This window comes from Marinobacter sp. MIT930201, from assembly GCF_047122665.1.
GTDB classification, from domain to species: Bacteria; Pseudomonadota; Gammaproteobacteria; order Pseudomonadales; family Oleiphilaceae; genus Marinobacter; species Marinobacter salarius.
In genome coordinates, this window is the sequence record NZ_CP138916.1 from 3728989 (window position 1) to 3745539 (window position 16551).

The following is a 16551-nucleotide window of genomic DNA, read 5'->3' on the forward strand; positions in this document are numbered from 1 at the left end:
TGTCACCGGCTGGTGCTCAGGCCCTGCGGGTAGAGCGGCGGCAGCTGATCCCCGGGAGCTGATTCACCGGCGGTTCCACGCACGCGGATGAGCGCTGCCACAAGCCGTTCTCCCTGCCAGGGCTCTGACGTGGCCGATTCACCGGGTGTCCCGAATAATCGCTGCTGAAGCTGTTCGATCTCGGCGGCCAGTTCCGTGTCGTCCAGAAACCGGTTCACATCCGTTACGCTTTGGAAGGTGCGTTCCGGATGCCTTTGAGACATCCAGCGTACAAGCAGGTCGGTCGTTTTGGGCGATCCCGCCTGCGCTGCCTCGCACAGATCCCGGAATAGCACCTTTTCCCGGTTGTCTCCCTGACTCGCCACGACCTTGCCAGCACTGGTGCGATGCCTGCTGTACCACCAGGCCGCCAGAGTGATCAGCCAACCCACCACAACGGCCAGGGTGGCCAACGGCCAGAAGCCAGCGCCGGATTCTCCGTCAGGCTCACCTGATACCGGGTCATCGTTGGTCCTGGTGTCCGTTTCCGACGCGTCTTCCGGATTACTGGGCACCGAGTCGATCTGGCCGGGTATCCCCTCAACGACCAGCGTATGTGCTGGAATAACCGCTACTTTTTCGCTGTCGCTTTCAGTATCCCACCAGGGGATCCGGATCTCGGGTAAGGTTAATTTTCCAGGCTGCACGGGCACCAGTGCCGTGGTCTGGGTCAGTGTCGAAGTCAGCCCTTCGGTGCCGGGTGTGGTCGTGCGCTCGGGCTTTTCCGGGTAAGCCCGTATGCTATCGGGTGTCTGTTCCGGGAACGGCGGCAGGGATTCGGCAGGTAGGCCCTCCGCCCTCATGGTGAGGCTTCTGGTAAGGTTCTGGCCCGCTGTCAGGTTCTGGTTTCGTGGCAGTCCGGACTGGGCCAGCTCCAGCGTGCGGGCGGGCAACCAGGTGTCTCCGCTGAATTCCGCTGGCACACCCTTGACGGTGATATCAAACAGGTTGGCGCTGTCGCGGAGAAACTTCAATTGGCCCTGTTCATTCCGGGCCTGGCCCTCAAAGCGGATGGGCTGCAGACTGAGCTGTCCTTCTCTTTGGGGAAACAATGCGTAACGGCGCTCAACCACACGATAGCGAACACCGTCCCGGTAGCGGGTGTACTCGCTCTGCTTGCCCAGCGATTCGACAATGGCATTCGGGTGCTCCGGTTCGGAGAGCTCGCCGCGAATGAGGTTGCCGGTGAAAAACAGCTTGATGGTGAGCACCAGCTGTTCCTGAACGTACACTTCGTCCTTGTCCGCGGCCAGCTCGATAAAGCTGTCTCTTTGGACCTCGGTCTCCTGATCGGGTGGGGTGCCGCTGATAACCTCAATGGTGACGGGGGTTGAACGGGAATCTCGGAAGCTCAGGGGCGGAATGGTCAATTCACCGGTCTTTTTGGGCGCGAGCTGGTACGTCCATGTGATCTCGCCCACCATTTCATTGTTGACGGTGCGAATGGAGTATTGCTGGTTGCGGGCGAGAATTTCGAAGTCGTCTTCTACCTTTTCGATGTCCGGTTTTGGCAGACTCGACAAGTCGAAATCGAACAGGTTTCCCAGATTGATATCGATTTTGGTGCTGCCCTTGACGCTCAGGGTAAGCACTTCGCCCTCGTAAAGACGGGTTCTGTCGGGTTCGACGGTCAGATCGTTGGCTGCCATGGCCGGTCCTGCCATGGTGACAAGCAGCAGTATCAGAATAAACGGACCGGTCAGCCGGCTTACCATGGTGTATCGCCCTCGTCAGATGGTGTTTCTCGTTCCTGGTATTGTTGCAGGAATTTGCGCCTCAACAGTCCGCCCGGATTATCGGGCACGCGCCGGAGCCATTGTTCCTGTCCCTGGGTCAGCGGGGAAGTATCAAGCTCCGCCGGTGCCCTGGATGTTTGTCCGTCGCTCGCTGAAGCGTCGGCATCACGTTGGCGTTGTTGAGCGCTCTCCTCCTGCTTTTCCTGTTGGTCGCTTTGGCCGTTCCGTTGGCTATCCTCTGGCTCGTTCTTTTGCTGTCCATTGTGTTGATTATCCGGCTGGTTCTGCCCGGCCTGATCTGACGGGTCGCCGTCCTGGTTCTGAGTATCCGACCCATTCTGTGAGTTCTGCTGGTTACCCTGCTGCTGTTGATTGCCGTCCTGATCTGACGATTCACTGCCGTCCCCGCTGGATTGGTTCTGTTGCTGCTCCAGCAGCTGTTTCACCAGGTCACGGTTGAACAAGGCGTCTTCATGTCCAGGTTGCATCGCCAGCACATTCTCGTAGGCCTCGAGGGCTTCTTCCAGCTTGCCGGCACGGGCCAGGGCGTTGCCGCGGTTGTAGCTTGCCCTGGGCGTGTCTTCGCTGGCGAACGCGCCCGCTGCGGACTCATAGTCACCTGAGCGATAGAGTGCGCTACCACGCCACTGGGGATTGTCGAGAATCCTGGCTGCCTGTTCCGGGTCTTCTTCGATCAGCGCGGGCGCACGCTGATCCTCCCGGGACCAAAGGGCGTCCCAGTCCATGGCCATTGCGGGACGTGGGGTGAGGGGCAAAAGTGTTAGCAGTACCGCCACCATGGCACCGCGACGCCAGCCGAGCAATGCCAGTGGCGCGGCCAGCCACAATAGCCAGTAGCCATCATCCTGCCAGCGGTTGACCGTCAGGTCGCGCTCGCTGTCTTGCCAGTTGTCCGAGTCAATGGGGCGCAGCTCCAGGCTGCGGATGTCCTCGTCCGTAATGGTCAGGCTATGACTGTCTCCACCATTGCTTTTCGCCAGTTCCGCCATGCCTGCGGGGTCCGCACGGGTAATCACGATGTCGCCGCCATCACGAATGAATCCTTGGCGTGCCAGCGGTATTGGGCCACCCTCTGAAGTACCAACGGTCAGGGTGCTGAGCGCGAACCGACTGCCCGTCAGGGTATCGCTGATGCGAGGAAGGTAACGCTCGTCCACATTGTCTGCAATCAGTAACAGTCGCCCCGTCCCCGGGGCGCCCTGTTCCAGCAGGTCAAGGCCACGTTGTATGCCGAGATCGGTTCGGTTTCCTGCAGCGGGCATGATCACCGGTTCGAGTACCTCCAGCATGCCCTCGATGGTATTGCTGTCATCCGTCAGCGGTGTGACCGCATGAGCGTCCGCGGCATAGACCACCAGGGCGGTCAGGCTTCCCTCCCGTGCTTTCAGAATATCGCGAATCTTGCGCTTGGCCACGGTCAGGCGGTCGGGCGTTACATCGGTAGAAAGCATTGACAGCGACAGGTCCAGCACGATAACGAGGCTGTCATTCTGTTGTTGCAGTGGCGTGGGCGCCTTGCGCCACGACGGGCCGGCGAGGGCAACGGCAAGCACCACGAGGGCGGCAACGACCGGCAATACGGGCGAGCGTTTTTGACCGCCCGCTGCGCCAGACTGACTGATCAGTGGGCGCAGCAGTTGCGGCGGTATCACGCGGCTCCAGCCACTGTCGCTCTGGCGGACGCGTTTGAATACCAACGGCAGGACAAGGGCGACAAGAAGTAACAGCAGCCACAGTGGGCGCAGGAAGTGAAAATCAGCCATGATTCCCTCCCCGTGCGTTGTTTCTGGTCTCAAGCCGGTTGCTGGCCACTCTGGCGCTCTGGAGTAGCAGCCAGATCAGGACGGCAATTCCGGCGGGCCAGACGTACAGTTCAGTCACCGGTCGATAGTGTTTGCCTTCCAGTTCGATGGGTTCGAGCTGGTTGATGCTTTCGTAGATCAGTTCCAGCTCGGGCAGACTGCGGGCCCGGAAGTACTCACCGCCGGTCTGCTGGGCAATTCGCGTCAGCAAACCCTCATCGAGGTCGCGGGATGGGTTGACCCGGCGCGAGCCGAGCAGCCCACGCTGAACCATGGTTTCGGCACCAATCCCGATGGTGTAGATGCGTACGCCAGCGGCTTTTGCAATCTCCGCCGCCTTGTCCGGCGCGATCTCACCAGCGGTGTTGGCGCCATCGGTCAGCAAGATCACCACGCGTTGTTCCTGGGGGCGATCACGAAGGCGTTTGACCGCCAGACCAAGGGCGTCGCCGATGGCCGTGGCCCGCCCGGCCATGCCGATACCGGCTTCATGCAGCAGCGTGCGAACGGTGGCGAGGTCAAAGGTCAGCGGCGCCTGGATATAGGGTTCCGTACCGAACAACAGCAGCCCCAGGCGGTCACCTTCACGGCGCTGGATAAAGTCATCCAGCACGCGCTTCACCGCCTGTAGTCGGTTTATGCTGCGGCCCTGGATGACCATGTCCTGTTCGTCCATTGACGGGGAAATATCCACTGCCAGAAGCAGGTCACGACCGCTGACCGGCAACTGTACCTGTTCGCCGACGTGTTGGGGGCGCGCCAGGGCCACGACCAGCAGCAGCCAGATCAGCAACAGTGCCAGTTGCTGCCAAAGGGGGGCGTGGCTGCCGCTACGGCTGACACCCGGCAGGTCCGATAACCAATGCCCGACCGGAAAAACAGGTGCCTCCACAGTCTGAGCACTGCGTTTGCGTAAACGGATTATCAGGGGCACCAGAGCCAGTAGCAGGGCCCATGGAAACGCAAGGCTCAGCATTTTTGGCCTCCCAGCCAGACACGGGCGAACGCGATAGCATCACTGGTATGGCACTCGGGGGTTGGTTGCCAACTGCTGTTCACCATGGCTTCCACCACCGGGCGTGAGGCAATGCGATCCTTCGGGCTGGTTTCCAGAAGAAAGCGAACCCAGGGTTCGCCGGACAGGGATTCCGGGAGGCGTTCAGGGTAGCGGATACGCGCGGCTTGTTTCAGTAGAGCGTTCAGCGCGCCGAACCATTGGCTGTTGGGTGTTGCGGCCTGCTCCAGTCGGTTCAATTCTGTAATGGCGGTTTTCAGCCAGCGGTTTTTGCGCCGTTTTCGTCGGATCAGCACAAACGCCAGAATGCCCAGGGCAATTGCGATAGCCATCAGCAACCACCAGCCGGGCGCCGGTGGCCAGAAGCCTCCGGATTGTGGCAGGTGAATGTCTCTGAGCTGGCTCAGTGGGTCCTGTTGCATCATGGGGTCTTTGCGGTTCCTGTCATCCGATGTGCCCCCGGGGGCCAAGCAGTGCCTGCAACGCCAACGCTGGCTGATCGCCGGTCATGACGCTGGCGGGTTGTACCCCCGACGTTCGAAAGCACTCCTCAAGGGCCTCTGTATGCTGGCGAACCTTGTCCGCATAGGCCCTCTGGAAGCGGGGGTTGCTGCTATCGAACCACACCGGTCCGTCTTCGCCGGCAATGGCGAAACGACCGCTTTCAGGTAACTTCAGCTCCAATGGGTCAACAACTCTCAGTGCGCTGACCGTGTTGTGACGTGCCAGTGAACCGAGTAGCCGCGACGTTTCTGAGGTAATGGTCAGGAAGTCACTGATGACGAAAATGCGGCTACCGGTGTGGGCCACACGGCGAGCTTCCCGCAGGGCGGTATCCAGGGTGGCGTTTTCCACGCCGGCGGCCGCAACGGCGCTTGAGTCGCGCGTGCTTCTTTGCTGCCTTGCCACGGTGTCGAGGAACTGCAGTACCGATTTCTTGCGCCGCGCCGGGCGCTGTACGGTGAGTTCGTTGCCGTTGAAAACGATTCCTCCCACCTGATCGCCAGACCAAAGGGCAAGCCAGGCCAGGATACCGGCAATCTGGGCGCCGCGGACCTGTTTGTAGGCACCGGTGCTGGCGAAAAACAGTGAAGGCCCGAGGTCGCAAAGCAGGAGCACGGGGCGCTCGCGCTCTTCCTCGTAGAGCTTTGTGTGCGGCGACTGCCGTCGGGCGGTCACCCGCCAGTCGATGCTGCGGATATCGTCCCCGGGCTGATACTGGCGCACTTCAGCAAAGGCCATGCCCCGCCCGCGCCGGGGAGAGCGTTGCAGGCCGGCCTGCCGGGATCTTACCGGGCGCGCAGCAGGCAACTTCAATGCGCGGGCATCTGCCTGCAGGCGAATGAGACCGGAAAGGGGAATATGAGTCGCTGGCTCTTCGGGCGTCATGGTCACGGTGTCAGGCTGTTACCGGAACGCGGTCTATCAGGCGCTGGATAATAGCATCTGCAGTCAGGCCTTCGGCTTCGGCTTCGAAGGTCAGCAAAATACGATGGCGAAGAACGTCGAAGGCAATGTTCCTCACATCGTCCGGGCTGACGTAGTCCCGTCCTTCCAGCCACGCCATGGCTCTGGCGCAGCGGTCCAGCGCGATGGTGCCTCGTGGGCTGGCTCCGAAGGCAGTCCAGCGGGCCAGTTCCGGGTCGAGTGACGCCGGGTCACGGGTGGCCAGCACCAAAGCCAGCAGGTATTGCTCGACGGGCTCTGACATATAGATGTCGGAAACCGCATGCCGGGCTTCGAAAACCTGGTCGGCCGTCAGGCGGACTTCAGCGGCCACCTGCCCACGGCGGTAGTCGTTGCGCGCCAGGTGAAGAATCTCTTTTTCGGCCACGGCGGACGGATAGTCAATCACTACATGCATCAGGAACCGGTCGAGCTGGGCTTCAGGCAGGGGGTAGGTGCCTTCCTGTTCGATGGGGTTCTGGGTGGCCATTACCATGAACAGGCGATCCAGCGGGAAGGTGCGCATGCCGACACTGACCTGGCGTTCGCCCATGGCTTCGAGTAACGCTGACTGTACCTTGGCCGGAGCCCGGTTAATTTCATCGGCCAGCACCAGGTTATGGAAGATCGGGCCATGCTGGAACTCGAATTGCCCGGTTTCGGCTCGGTAGATCTCACTGCCGGTGACGTCTGATGGCAGCAGGTCCGGGGTGAACTGGATACGGTGAAAGTCGCCTTCGAGGTGGTCGGCGAGGGCCTTGATGGCGGTGGTTTTTGCCAGGCCGGGAGCGCCCTCAACCAGCAGGTGGCCATCGGCCAACAGGGCAATCAGCAAACGGTCCACCAGTTTTTCCTGGCCAATAATCCTTTTTGCTAACTGAGACCTGAGCTCTCCAAACGTATGCTGTAATGCCATGGGGGGTGTCCACTCCTACTGCAGAGACGGTTCGCGTAAGTAGATGCCGCAGTTTTCGCATCTGTGGGGCAAAAATCAAGGCTTTGACTATGCTTATGTGACGGTACACCGATTACGTTTATTTCACACTCACAGAGGTCGACTATGAATGCGCTGACGATCGCCAGCAAGGAACAGTTTTTCCAACAGCTGGACGAAGCTTTCGCTGAAAAAATAGCGAAAACCGAAGCGAAAAAGATCAGTGAATTCGCGAAGCAGCATTATGCTCACATTCCTCTTGAAGAACTTATAAGTCGACGATTTTCCGATACCTATGGGGCTATCCTCGCGGCCTGGCAATTTCTTCAGAAACGGTCCGCCGAGGAAACCCCTGTGTCCGTGTTCAATCCGGACCTCGAAAGTGATGGCTGGCAGTCAACGCATACTGTCATTTTTATTCTTCATCCGAACATGCCGTTTCTAATCGATTCCCTGCGAATTGCCATCAACCAGCGGGAAATCGGTACCCACTCGATTCAGCACTCCATACTTCAGGTGGAGCGGGACACTCAGGGCAAACTGAAAAAACTGCATCCTCCGAAAAAGAAGTCCGCCAATGCCAGCTACGAGGCGTTCATTGTGCTGGAGATTGACCGGCATAGCAGCCCGGAAGACCTGAGATCGCTTGAAGAGGTGCTGCAAACCATTCTTCATGAAGTCCGAATAGCGGTCAGTGACTTCCCGATTGTGACTGAAAAAGTCAATGAAATCAGCCGGGAGCTGGATAATACCACGGCCGGTATCGACGAGGAGGAAAAGGAAGAGGCGAAGGCCTTCCTGGCGTGGCTGGTCAAGGACCACTTCACCTTCCTTGGCTACGACGAATACGATTTCGCCAAGGACAAGAGCGGGTTGGTGGTCCGCCGTGTGGAGAATTCCGAACTGGGCATCCTGCGGGTGAACAACGAGCGCCCGGATCGCGTTCGGCTCAATGAATTGCCACAGCGCACCCGGCATGAAATGACCCGCACCGATGATATCTTCATTTTCGCGAAGTCGGCCCAGCGTTCACGGGTTCACCGTCCGGCCTATCCGGACTACATCGCCGTCAAGAAGTTCAACAGCAAGGGCGAGGTGGTCGGCGAGCGCCGTTTCCTGGGGTTGTATACCTCACGGGTCTACAACGAGCGCCCGGATGAAATTCCCCTGCTGCGCCGCAAGTTCCAGACGGTCATGCGGCGGTCGGGGTTCCTGCGTGATGACTACGCGGGCAAGGAACTGGATCAGATCCTCACGGTGTATCCCCGGGACGAACTGTTCCAGATAGAGCCGGGCGAGCTGCTGTCCGTCGCCAAGAGCATTCTCTATATTCAGGAACGTCGTCGTATCGAGCTGTTCATGCGGGAAGACGTGTATGGCCAGTTCGTGACCTGCCTGGCGTTCTTCCCCCGGGATATCTACAACACCGAGTTGCGCCTGAAGGTCGAACAGGAGTTGCTGGAGACCCTGGGTGCCGAAGACATCGAATTTGTGACCCACTTTTCCGAATCGGTTCTGGCGCGGGTGCAGTTCACGATACGGGTGCCCCAGGTGGAAAACCGGCAGCTTCCGATTTCCGAGATTCGTGACAAGGTGATCGGGCTGGCACAGTCCTGGCGTGATGGCCTGCTGGAAGCGCTGACCGAGGCCTATGGCGAAGAGCAGGGTAACGAGATGTTCCGCGTGTACTCTGGCGGTTTCCCTGCCAGTTACAAAGACATGTTCTCGCCCCGGCGTGCTGCCATTGATCTTGAGCATATCTCCGGTGCAGCTGAGGAAAAGCATCTCACCATGAGCTTCTATCGGGCTCTGGAAGAGGATGAGAGTACGCTTCACTTTAAGCTTTTCTACCCGGATGAGCCGCTGCCGCTGTCCGATGTGATGCCCATATTCGACAATCTGGGTTTCCGGGTGATCGGCGAGCACCCCTTTGAAGTCAGTGACCGGAAAGGCAAGACCGTATGGATACACGACTTCACCCTGCAGGCGCACAGTGGGAAAGTGGTGGATATCCATCGTATCCGGCCTATTTTCGAGGATCTGTTCCGTCGCGTGTGGTACGGCGATGCCGAGAATGACGCCTTCAACAGGCTGCTGCTGTCCTCCTATATGAGCTGGCGGGAGATCGCCTTGCTGCGGACCTTCGCCCGTTACATGCGTCAGATCCGCTTTTCCAACAGCCAGACCTTTATCTCCAACACCCTGGTCAACCATGTGGACCTGACGCGGTTGTTGCTGGAATTCTTTGAGGTGCGCTTCAATCCGGAGCGTTACCAGAGCGAGGGCAAAAGTGCGGCTGCGCAACAGAAGCTTGAGATCGAGTTCAACGCCGGGCTGGATGAGGTAGAGAACCTGAGTGAAGACCGGGTCCTGCGCCTGTTCCTGGAGCTGATGCAGGCTACCCTGCGTACCAACTATTACCAGCCCGACGGCGAAGGTAAGACAAAGCCCTATATCAGTGTGAAATTCGACCCCTCCCGCATTCCGGATATGCCGCTGCCCATGCCCATGTTCGAGATTTTCGTCTACTCACCGCGGGTTGAGGGCGTGCATCTGCGTGGTGGCAAGGTGGCCCGAGGGGGCTTGCGCTGGTCCGACCGTTTCGAGGACTATCGCACCGAGATTCTCGGGCTGGTGAAAGCCCAGCAGGTCAAGAACGCGGTGATCGTGCCAGTCGGTGCCAAGGGCGGTTTCGTGGCCAAACGCCTTCCGGACATGTCGGATCGCGAGGCCTTCCAGGCCGAGGGCATCGAGGCCTATAAAACGTTCATCCGTGGCCTGCTGGACATTACCGACAACCTGGTGGACGCCGGTATCCAGCCGCCAGCGTCGGTGATTCGTCACGATGAGGATGACCATTACCTGGTTGTGGCTGCGGACAAGGGGACTGCAACCTTCTCGGACATCGCCAATGGTCTGGCGGCAGAGTATGGCTTCTGGATGGGGGATGCTTTTGCCTCCGGTGGCAGCAACGGTTATGACCACAAGAAAATGGGCATAACCGCCCGTGGTGCCTGGGTGTCCGTGGAACGCCATTTCCGCGAGCTGGGCATCAACCCGGCCCTGGATGAGTTCACCGCCATCGGTATCGGTGATATGGCGGGAGACGTGTTCGGCAACGGCCTGCTTTCATCGGAAAAGACAAAGTTGGTCGCCGCCTTCAACCATGTGCATATTTTTATCGATCCGGCGCCGGACGCGGCGAAAAGCTACAAAGAGCGTAAGCGTTTGTTCGAGCTACCACGCTCGTCCTGGACTGATTACGACACCAGCCTGATTTCCAAAGGTGGTGGCATCTTTAATCGCAGCGCCAAATCCATTCCAGTCAGCCCGGAAATGAAGAAACTACTGGGGATTAAATCCGACCGGGTGCCGCCCAACATGTTGATTACCCACATTCTGAAGGCCCAGGCTGACCTGCTTTGGGTGGGTGGCATTGGAACCTACGTCAAGGGTCAGGGCGAGTCCCACGGGGACGTTGGGGACAAGGCCAACGATGCGGTTCGTATCAACGGTTCTGAGCTGCGCTGCAAGATTGTGGGCGAAGGTGGGAACCTGGGCCTGACGCAGTTCGGGCGTATCGAGTTCGCGCTACGCGGCGGCCGGCTCAATACCGACTTCATCGACAACTCCGGCGGTGTGGATTGCTCCGACCACGAAGTGAACATGAAGATCCTCCTGAACCAGGCGGTTGCGATGGGGGATCTAACGGATAAACAGCGCAACATCATGCTGGAGGAAATGACGGATGATGTGGCCGCCCTGGTGCTCAAGAACAATTATCGGCAGACCCAGGCCATCAGTATTGCCAGTGTGGGGGCCATTACCCGGCTCGAAGAATACCGCCGGCTGATGAACACCATGGAAAGCGAGGGCAAGCTGAATCGCAGTCTGGAATTCCTGCCTGACGACGAAACCCTGTCCGAGCGTAAGCTGGACAAGAAAGGGTTAACCCGTCCGGAACTGTCCGTGCTGATTTCCTACGTCAAGGGGGATCTGAAGCAGACCCTGATCGACAGCAGTTTGCCGGATGAGCCCCTGTTGGCTGGGGAAATGTACAAGGTGTTTCCTCAGGACCTGACCCGCAAGTTCTCCAAAGAGCTGGGTGAGCACCAATTGCGCCGTGAGATCATTGCGACGCAGATTGCCAACGACATGGTCAACCACATGGGGATCACCTTCGTGGAGCGGTTGAAGCAGTCAACCGGGGCCGACGCGGCGTCGATTGCGTTGGCCTGGATCATCGCTCGTGATGTCTTCCGGCTGGACACTTGGTGGGACAAGGTGGAATACCTGGATTACTTTATCCCGGCCAAGGTTCAGATGGATCTGATGGGTGACCTGATGCGACTGATTCGCCGAGCTGTTCGCTGGCTGCTGCGCAACCGCCGGGCAGAACTTGGTATTCAGAGCCATATGGAGCGTTTCGCCGACAGCGTCTGGAAGATCACGGCCGACCTGCCGGATTATCTCGGCGAACAGGCTTGTGCTGATTGGAAAAAACGCCATAACGAACTGGTCGAGTCTGGCTTGCCGGAAGATCTGGCCTCTGTGGCGGCAGGTACCAGCTACCTCTATTCGTCTCTCGGCATCATCGAGGCCCGCGAGGCAACGGGCATGCCTCTGAAAACCGTCGCCAACCTCTATTACGATCTCGGCGACAAGCTGGATCTGAACTGGTTTGCCAACGCCATTGCAGCCCTGGTGCCCGCGTCTCACTGGCAGGCCCTTGCGAGGGAGAGTTTCCGTGAGGACCTGGATTGGCAACAGAGGGCGTTGACCACGGGTGTACTCAGGCTGGCTGCAAAGCCTGGGGATGTCAGCGGTGCTGTTGATAACTGGATGGCGCGGCACAGCACCATGATAAGCCGCTGGAAGTCCATGCTGACGGAACTCAAAGGGGTACGTGAACCGGAATATGCGATGTTTTCCGTGGCGTTGCGAGAGCTACTGGATCTGGCTCAGAGCACCATGCACGAACATCACGACTCCGACCTGACTCAGACCAGTTGATGATTGATTTATGTCGCGGATTGCCGTTCAATTCTGGGCAATGTTGATCATTAGGAGGAGGTTTGATGGGGCAGCTTGATCATTTGCTGGACAATAACAAGGCCTGGGCCGATGGCATCAAGAGCCAGGACCCTCAGTTTTTTGACCGCCTGTCCAACCAGCAGGCACCAGAGTACCTCTGGATTGGCTGCGCGGACAGTCGGGTACCGGCCAATCAGATTGTTGACCTGATGCCTGGTGAGCTGTTTGTGCACCGAAACGTGGCCAATGTGGTGGTACACACAGACTTCAATTGCCTGTCGGTACTTCAGTTCGCCGTTGACGTGCTTAAGGTCAAGCATGTCCTCGTCGTTGGTCATTATGGCTGCGGGGGAGTTAAGGCGGCCCTGAACAATGAGGGCTTTGGCGTGATTTCGAACTGGCTGCGGCATGTTCAGGACGTTCGAGACAAACACCAGGGCATTCTTGATGGCCTGGCGACCGATCAGGACCGCGTGGACCGCCTGTGCGAGTTGAACGTGGTGGAGCAGGTTGGCCATGTCTGTCAAAACAACATTGTGCAGGAGGCCTGGCGTCGTGGGCAGGCGTTGACCGTGCACGGATTCGTCTACGACGTGGCCGACGGCATCCTTCGGGATATGGGGCTGTCCATTAGCTCCGAGGCCGATCACGAGGCCGTCAAACAAAACAGCATTGATGAACTGGTGTTGAGGCCGGTCCGTGCAGGTCGCCATAAAAATTGACGCAAAAAATGTCAAATTGTGTCAATTATTCGTGACAGGCGTCACTTTCTGACCCGGCACGTCATCACAGTTAACCTCCTGAAGGATTGTTACACTGAATTCGTAACATATCAGGAGGTTAACCATGCGAGAGATCGTTCAAAAAGCGCTCAGTGCCATGAGTCAGCGCAAAACGACGCAGTCCACCCAGGCTCGTCGCCGCACCAGTGAAACGACGCCGCAGCCGGAATCAGTGGAAGATTGGGGTATGTCGCCAGAAGACGCTTTGCGAGCCAACACGGTTGCCCGCTACAAGTAGGAGGCCGGAGTTGTAATCTGCCGGTTTCTGACCGCCCGGGCCAAGACTCAGGGCTCAATTCCGGTTAGAGTATCCCGCCTGATACGAACGCCGGGATACGCTGATCAATGTCTGCACTGCCTAATTCCCACGAAGTCCTGCTCAAGAACCAGAATCTGTTGCGTGGTCGCCTGGCCATTATTGGCATGGTCGATCCCGCGTTGCTTCCCCGGTTGCCGGATCGGGGACTGACGATTTCCGAACACTTTGGCAATTACCAACAGCTGCTGGCCGTCAGTGGCTGGACGGCGGCTTTTGGCTATGATGCGCCGGAGTTGTCATCGGGCATGGCCGATACCCTGGTGGTGTTCCTCCCCAAGGCCCGAGTTGAGTTGTCGGTAAGGCTTGAGTTGGCACTTTGGCTGGCGGCCGAAGGTGCTCGACTGGTCTTGGTGGGCGAAAAGAAAGAAGGTATTGCAGGCGCTGTGAAGCAGCTGAAGGAGCTTGCACCGCAAGCATCGAAGGCAGACAGTGCCCGCCACTGCCAGGTCTGGCAAGCCGATAGCCTGCCCAGGCGCCCAGTGTTTGACCTTCAACGTTGGCTTCAGTGGCATCCGGTTGAGTGCGAGGGAGTTGGCTTCAGGATGGCCGGCTTGCCGGGTATATTCAGTGACGGTGAGCTGGATGATGGTACCGCCATGCTGTTGCAAACCCTTGCTGACTCACCGCTGGGAAAAGGACCCGTGCTGGATTTTGCCTGCGGCGCAGGTGTTATCGGCACCTGGTTGCAGTTGCACCAACGAACCGCGGAGCAGGGCGTTTTTCCGGTCGACGGCGTAGACGTGCAGTTCCAGGCCGTTGCCTGTGCTCGTGCGACCTACCGGGAGGCGGGCGTGGATGGCTTGATTCACGCCTCCGACGGGTTGTCCGGCGTCGACGGCCGCTACGCTGCAGTTGTCACTAATCCGCCATTCCATACCGGTATCCGTACCGATACATCCATGACTGAGCGGTTCCTGCAGGGTGTGGCAAAGCACCTGGAGCCCGGCGGTGAGTTGCGCCTGGTGGCGAACACGTTTCTTCCCTATGAAGCACTGATCCGTCGTCACGTCGGGCCGGTCAAGACGATCGCCGGCGACCGACGCTTCACGGTGTGGAGCGCCCGCCGTCACTGAATTGTCGTCTGGCTGTCATACGGTCGTCATTGCCATCGGACAAGGTATGAATAATCCTTGAGCAGGCCGGTGGGGGAAGCCGATGCATCAGTACCGGAGCGTTTTCATTTCCGATGTTCACCTGGGATCCGCCGATTGTCAGGCGGACTACCTTCTGGATTTTCTCGACAACGTCAGCTGCGAGACCCTGTACCTGGTCGGGGATATCGTTGATCTGATCGCTATGCAACGGCGGGTGCACTTCCCGGAAAGCCATCAGGCGGTTGTGAGGCGGTTTATGGCTATTGCCGCTGCCGGCACGCGGGTGGTTTATGTGCCTGGCAATCACGATGAATTTCTGCGGCACTTCTGCGGCCAGACGTTGGCAGGTATCGAGTTGAAGCAAAAAGCCATTCACACGACGGCGGACGGTCGCCGGTTCGTGGTCTGCCATGGCGACCAGTTTGATCAGGTGGTGCGCTGCAGCCCCTTGATGCTGCTGGTAGGCGATAGGGCTCATGGCCTTCTGCTGCGCCTGAACCGCTGGTTCAATGCCTGGCGGCGCTTACGCCGCAAGCCATACTGGTCCCTGGCGGCCTGGGTCAAAAGCCGTATCGGCAAGGCGCGGTCATTCATTCGACGCTTCGAACTGGCTGCTCTGACGGCGGCAGAACGCGGACACTATGACGGTTTTATATGTGGTCACATCCACTCCGCTGGCTTTCTGCGCAGTCAGGAAGGACTCTACTGCAACGACGGTGACTGGGTGGAACACTGTACGGCGCTGGTGGAGAGGCACGATGGTAAGCTGGATATCCTGCACTGGTCCGAACAGCCGGGCATCCTTGCTTCGGAGCCTGCACAGCCCGCCCCTGAGTTCAGCGGCGGCCAGCGCCCCGTCATCGACGTTCTGTCGCCTGCGTTTATCGAAAGCATCAATGCGACGCCAAAATAGCGGTTTTTTTCGGGCATAAAAAAGGTTCATCGCGGGTTAGCGTGAAAAAGTAGGAGACGGCGGTAAAACCGGTTAGTTTTGAGTTCGCCAAAACAACAAAATTAGCCAATCCACCGCCGCCTCTATGAATGCTAATCTTCTTGATCTGTTCTGGGAAGGATTCACGATGGAATCCTACGTCCAGATTGACGCCCACTCCGTGCTCATCCGACTGCAACCTGCCGCTGATCATCTACCCTGCTGCAGTGGTTGTAACCAGCACACGCTTGCCATCCACGACACTAGTACCCGACGAGTTCGAGAGCGCGACCTGTTTCATTATCGAGTTTGGCTGGATGTGCCTGTCCGTCGAGTTCGCTGTGTATCCTGTGGTCCCAGACTTGAACAGATTCGCTGGTTACCAGGGCGACAGCGCCTGACAGCGGGCATGATCAATTGGATTGAGTCCTTGGTGCGCCTGATGCCAGTTCAGCATGTAGCAACCCTGTTGGGGTTGCACTGGCATACGGTCAAAGCCGTCGACCATCAACGTCTCAAGCGGGAAGTGACTGAGCCTGACAGGCATCGAATTCGCCGATTGATCATGGATGAGTTCGCCTTGTTCAAGGGGCACCGGTACGCCACCGTGGCGATTGATGCAGACACGCAGCAAGTGCTCTGGGTTGGAGAGGGGCGTAGCCGAGCCGCTGTGCGTCCCTTCTTTGAATGGTTAGGAGCTGAGGCGTGCACGCGGATCGAAGCTGTGGCGATGGACATGAATACCGCCATGGATCTGGAAGTTCAGCATCATTGCCCTAACGCTCGCGTGGTTTACGACCTGTTCCATGTTGTCGCCAAGTTCGGACGGGAAGTGATTGATCGGGTTCGGGTCGACCAGGCCAATCAGCTTCGACACGACAAGCCCGCTCGAAAGGTAGTGAAGCGAAGTCGCTGGCTATTGCTCAGAAATCGGACCAACCTCAAAGATGATCAAGCTCTGAAGCTCGAAGAGTTGCTGCAGGCTAACCAGCCTCTGATGACAGTGTATGTGCTGAAAGACCAGCTCAAAGAGCTCTGGTACGCCCCTTCAGAGGACGAAGCCAAGCAACGCTGGCAGGACTGGTTGAATCTGGCAATGAGCAGTGGGCTGGCACCAGTTCAGCAATTTGCCAGACGCCTCAAAGGCTATGTCGAAGGTATTATCGCCAGTGCTGTCTACCGGATGAATACCAGCGTCCTGGAAGGGATGAACAACAAGATTAAGGTCATCAAACGGATGGCCTATGGCTACCGGGACAACGACTACTTCTTCCTTAAGATAAAAGCAGCGTTTCCCGGTAAAGTGCGATGAACCATAAAAAAGCCCCTGGGGTGAGGGGCAAGAAGGTTTGCTACCACAACAAACGGAGCAACCTGAAATCGTTCTTTCAGAGTAGG

At 58.3% G+C, this 16551-nt stretch carries 13 protein-coding genes; 6 read left to right on the top strand and 7 right to left on the bottom strand.

Annotated elements, in window-relative coordinates; all coding sequences use genetic code 11:
• Positions 1-2: 2 nt before the first annotated feature.
• The 6 genes from SIC19_RS17020 to SIC19_RS17045 are packed head-to-tail and all read right to left on the bottom strand — an operon-like array spanning position 3 to position 6975.
• Positions 3-1754 carry a BatD family protein gene (locus tag SIC19_RS17020; protein ID WP_075194753.1) on the bottom strand — a complete coding sequence of 584 codons (1752 nt, stop codon included), beginning with the start codon at positions 1752-1754 and terminating at the stop codon, positions 3-5.
• A complete protein-coding gene (locus SIC19_RS17025; protein WP_178380759.1) occupies positions 1748-3559 on the bottom strand; it encodes a vWA domain-containing protein in 1812 nt (603 codons plus the stop codon). Before SIC19_RS17025 ends, SIC19_RS17020 begins: the two co-directional genes overlap by 7 nt.
• Positions 3552-4574 (bottom strand): vWA domain-containing protein, encoded by a 1023-nt coding sequence (locus tag SIC19_RS17030; RefSeq protein WP_075194754.1) that lies wholly within the window; start codon positions 4572-4574, stop codon positions 3552-3554. The genes SIC19_RS17025 and SIC19_RS17030 overlap by 8 nt, the downstream gene beginning before the upstream one ends.
• Positions 4568-5038, bottom strand: a complete 471-nt coding sequence (locus SIC19_RS17035; protein WP_041333711.1) for a DUF4381 domain-containing protein — start codon at positions 5036-5038, stop codon at positions 4568-4570. The genes SIC19_RS17030 and SIC19_RS17035 overlap by 7 nt, the downstream gene beginning before the upstream one ends.
• A 19-nt stretch (positions 5039-5057) precedes the next feature.
• On the bottom strand, positions 5058-6002 hold the full coding sequence (locus SIC19_RS17040) for a DUF58 domain-containing protein (RefSeq protein ID WP_036204927.1): 945 nt from the start codon (positions 6000-6002) through the stop codon (positions 5058-5060).
• A 10-nt stretch (positions 6003-6012) separates the two neighbouring features.
• Positions 6013-6975 (bottom strand): AAA family ATPase, encoded by a 963-nt coding sequence (locus tag SIC19_RS17045; protein WP_036204929.1) that lies wholly within the window; start codon positions 6973-6975, stop codon positions 6013-6015.
• Positions 6976-7119: 144 nt separating this feature from the next.
• Between SIC19_RS17045 and SIC19_RS17050 the strand changes: the two genes are divergently transcribed.
• The 5 genes from SIC19_RS17050 (at position 7120) to SIC19_RS17070 (ending at position 15135) form a co-directional block, all read left to right on the top strand.
• Positions 7120-12006, top strand: a complete 4887-nt coding sequence (locus SIC19_RS17050; protein WP_036204931.1) for an NAD-glutamate dehydrogenase — start codon at positions 7120-7122, stop codon at positions 12004-12006.
• 65 nt (positions 12007-12071) lie between these two features.
• Positions 12072-12749, top strand: coding sequence for a carbonate dehydratase (can, locus tag SIC19_RS17055; RefSeq protein WP_036204933.1), 678 nt, complete (start codon positions 12072-12074; stop codon positions 12747-12749).
• Positions 12750-12873: 124 nt separating this feature from the next.
• Positions 12874-13047 (top strand): hypothetical protein, encoded by a 174-nt coding sequence (locus SIC19_RS17060; RefSeq protein WP_164732115.1) that lies wholly within the window; start codon positions 12874-12876, stop codon positions 13045-13047.
• A 107-nt stretch (positions 13048-13154) separates the two neighbouring features.
• Positions 13155-14201 carry a class I SAM-dependent methyltransferase gene (locus SIC19_RS17065; protein ID WP_127401620.1) on the top strand — a complete coding sequence of 349 codons (1047 nt, stop codon included), beginning with the start codon at positions 13155-13157 and terminating at the stop codon, positions 14199-14201.
• Between the two features lie 82 nt (positions 14202-14283).
• Positions 14284-15135, top strand: coding sequence for a UDP-2,3-diacylglucosamine diphosphatase (locus tag SIC19_RS17070; protein ID WP_041333720.1), 852 nt, complete (start codon positions 14284-14286; stop codon positions 15133-15135).
• On the opposite strand, the gene SIC19_RS17075 is transcribed toward SIC19_RS17070, so the two are convergent.
• A complete protein-coding gene (locus tag SIC19_RS17075) occupies positions 15116-15367 on the bottom strand; it encodes a hypothetical protein (RefSeq protein ID WP_185906500.1) in 252 nt (83 codons plus the stop codon). The genes SIC19_RS17070 and SIC19_RS17075 overlap by 20 nt on opposite strands.
• Here SIC19_RS17075 and SIC19_RS17080 point away from each other — a divergent pair.
• The gene (locus SIC19_RS17080) at positions 15260-16465 is read left to right on the top strand and encodes an ISL3 family transposase (protein ID WP_213480225.1); all 1206 of its coding nucleotides are present in this window, start codon (positions 15260-15262) and stop codon (positions 16463-16465) included. The two genes, SIC19_RS17075 and SIC19_RS17080, sit on opposite strands and share 108 nt — an antisense overlap.
• Positions 16466-16551: the final 86 nt, after the last annotated feature.

Coding starts and splice junctions, on each gene's coding strand:
- SIC19_RS17020 (WP_075194753.1), bottom strand. CDS start 1,754: ATGGTAAGCCGGCTGACCGGTCCGTTTATTCTGATACTGCTGCTTGTC.
- SIC19_RS17025 (WP_178380759.1), bottom strand. CDS start 3,559: ATGGCTGATTTTCACTTCCTGCGCCCACTGTGGCTGCTGTTACTTCTT.
- SIC19_RS17030 (WP_075194754.1), bottom strand. CDS start 4,574: ATGCTGAGCCTTGCGTTTCCATGGGCCCTGCTACTGGCTCTGGTGCCC.
- SIC19_RS17035 (WP_041333711.1), bottom strand. CDS start 5,038: ATGATGCAACAGGACCCACTGAGCCAGCTCAGAGACATTCACCTGCCA.
- SIC19_RS17040 (WP_036204927.1), bottom strand. CDS start 6,002: ATGACGCCCGAAGAGCCAGCGACTCATATTCCCCTTTCCGGTCTCATT.
- SIC19_RS17045 (WP_036204929.1), bottom strand. CDS start 6,975: ATGGCATTACAGCATACGTTTGGAGAGCTCAGGTCTCAGTTAGCAAAA.
- SIC19_RS17050 (WP_036204931.1), top strand. CDS start 7,120: ATGAATGCGCTGACGATCGCCAGCAAGGAACAGTTTTTCCAACAGCTG.
- can (WP_036204933.1), top strand. CDS start 12,072: ATGGGGCAGCTTGATCATTTGCTGGACAATAACAAGGCCTGGGCCGAT.
- SIC19_RS17060 (WP_164732115.1), top strand. CDS start 12,874: ATGCGAGAGATCGTTCAAAAAGCGCTCAGTGCCATGAGTCAGCGCAAA.
- SIC19_RS17065 (WP_127401620.1), top strand. CDS start 13,155: ATGTCTGCACTGCCTAATTCCCACGAAGTCCTGCTCAAGAACCAGAAT.
- SIC19_RS17070 (WP_041333720.1), top strand. CDS start 14,284: ATGCATCAGTACCGGAGCGTTTTCATTTCCGATGTTCACCTGGGATCC.
- SIC19_RS17080 (WP_213480225.1), top strand. CDS start 15,260: ATGAATGCTAATCTTCTTGATCTGTTCTGGGAAGGATTCACGATGGAA.
- SIC19_RS17075 (WP_185906500.1), bottom strand. CDS start 15,367: ATGATCAGCGGCAGGTTGCAGTCGGATGAGCACGGAGTGGGCGTCAAT.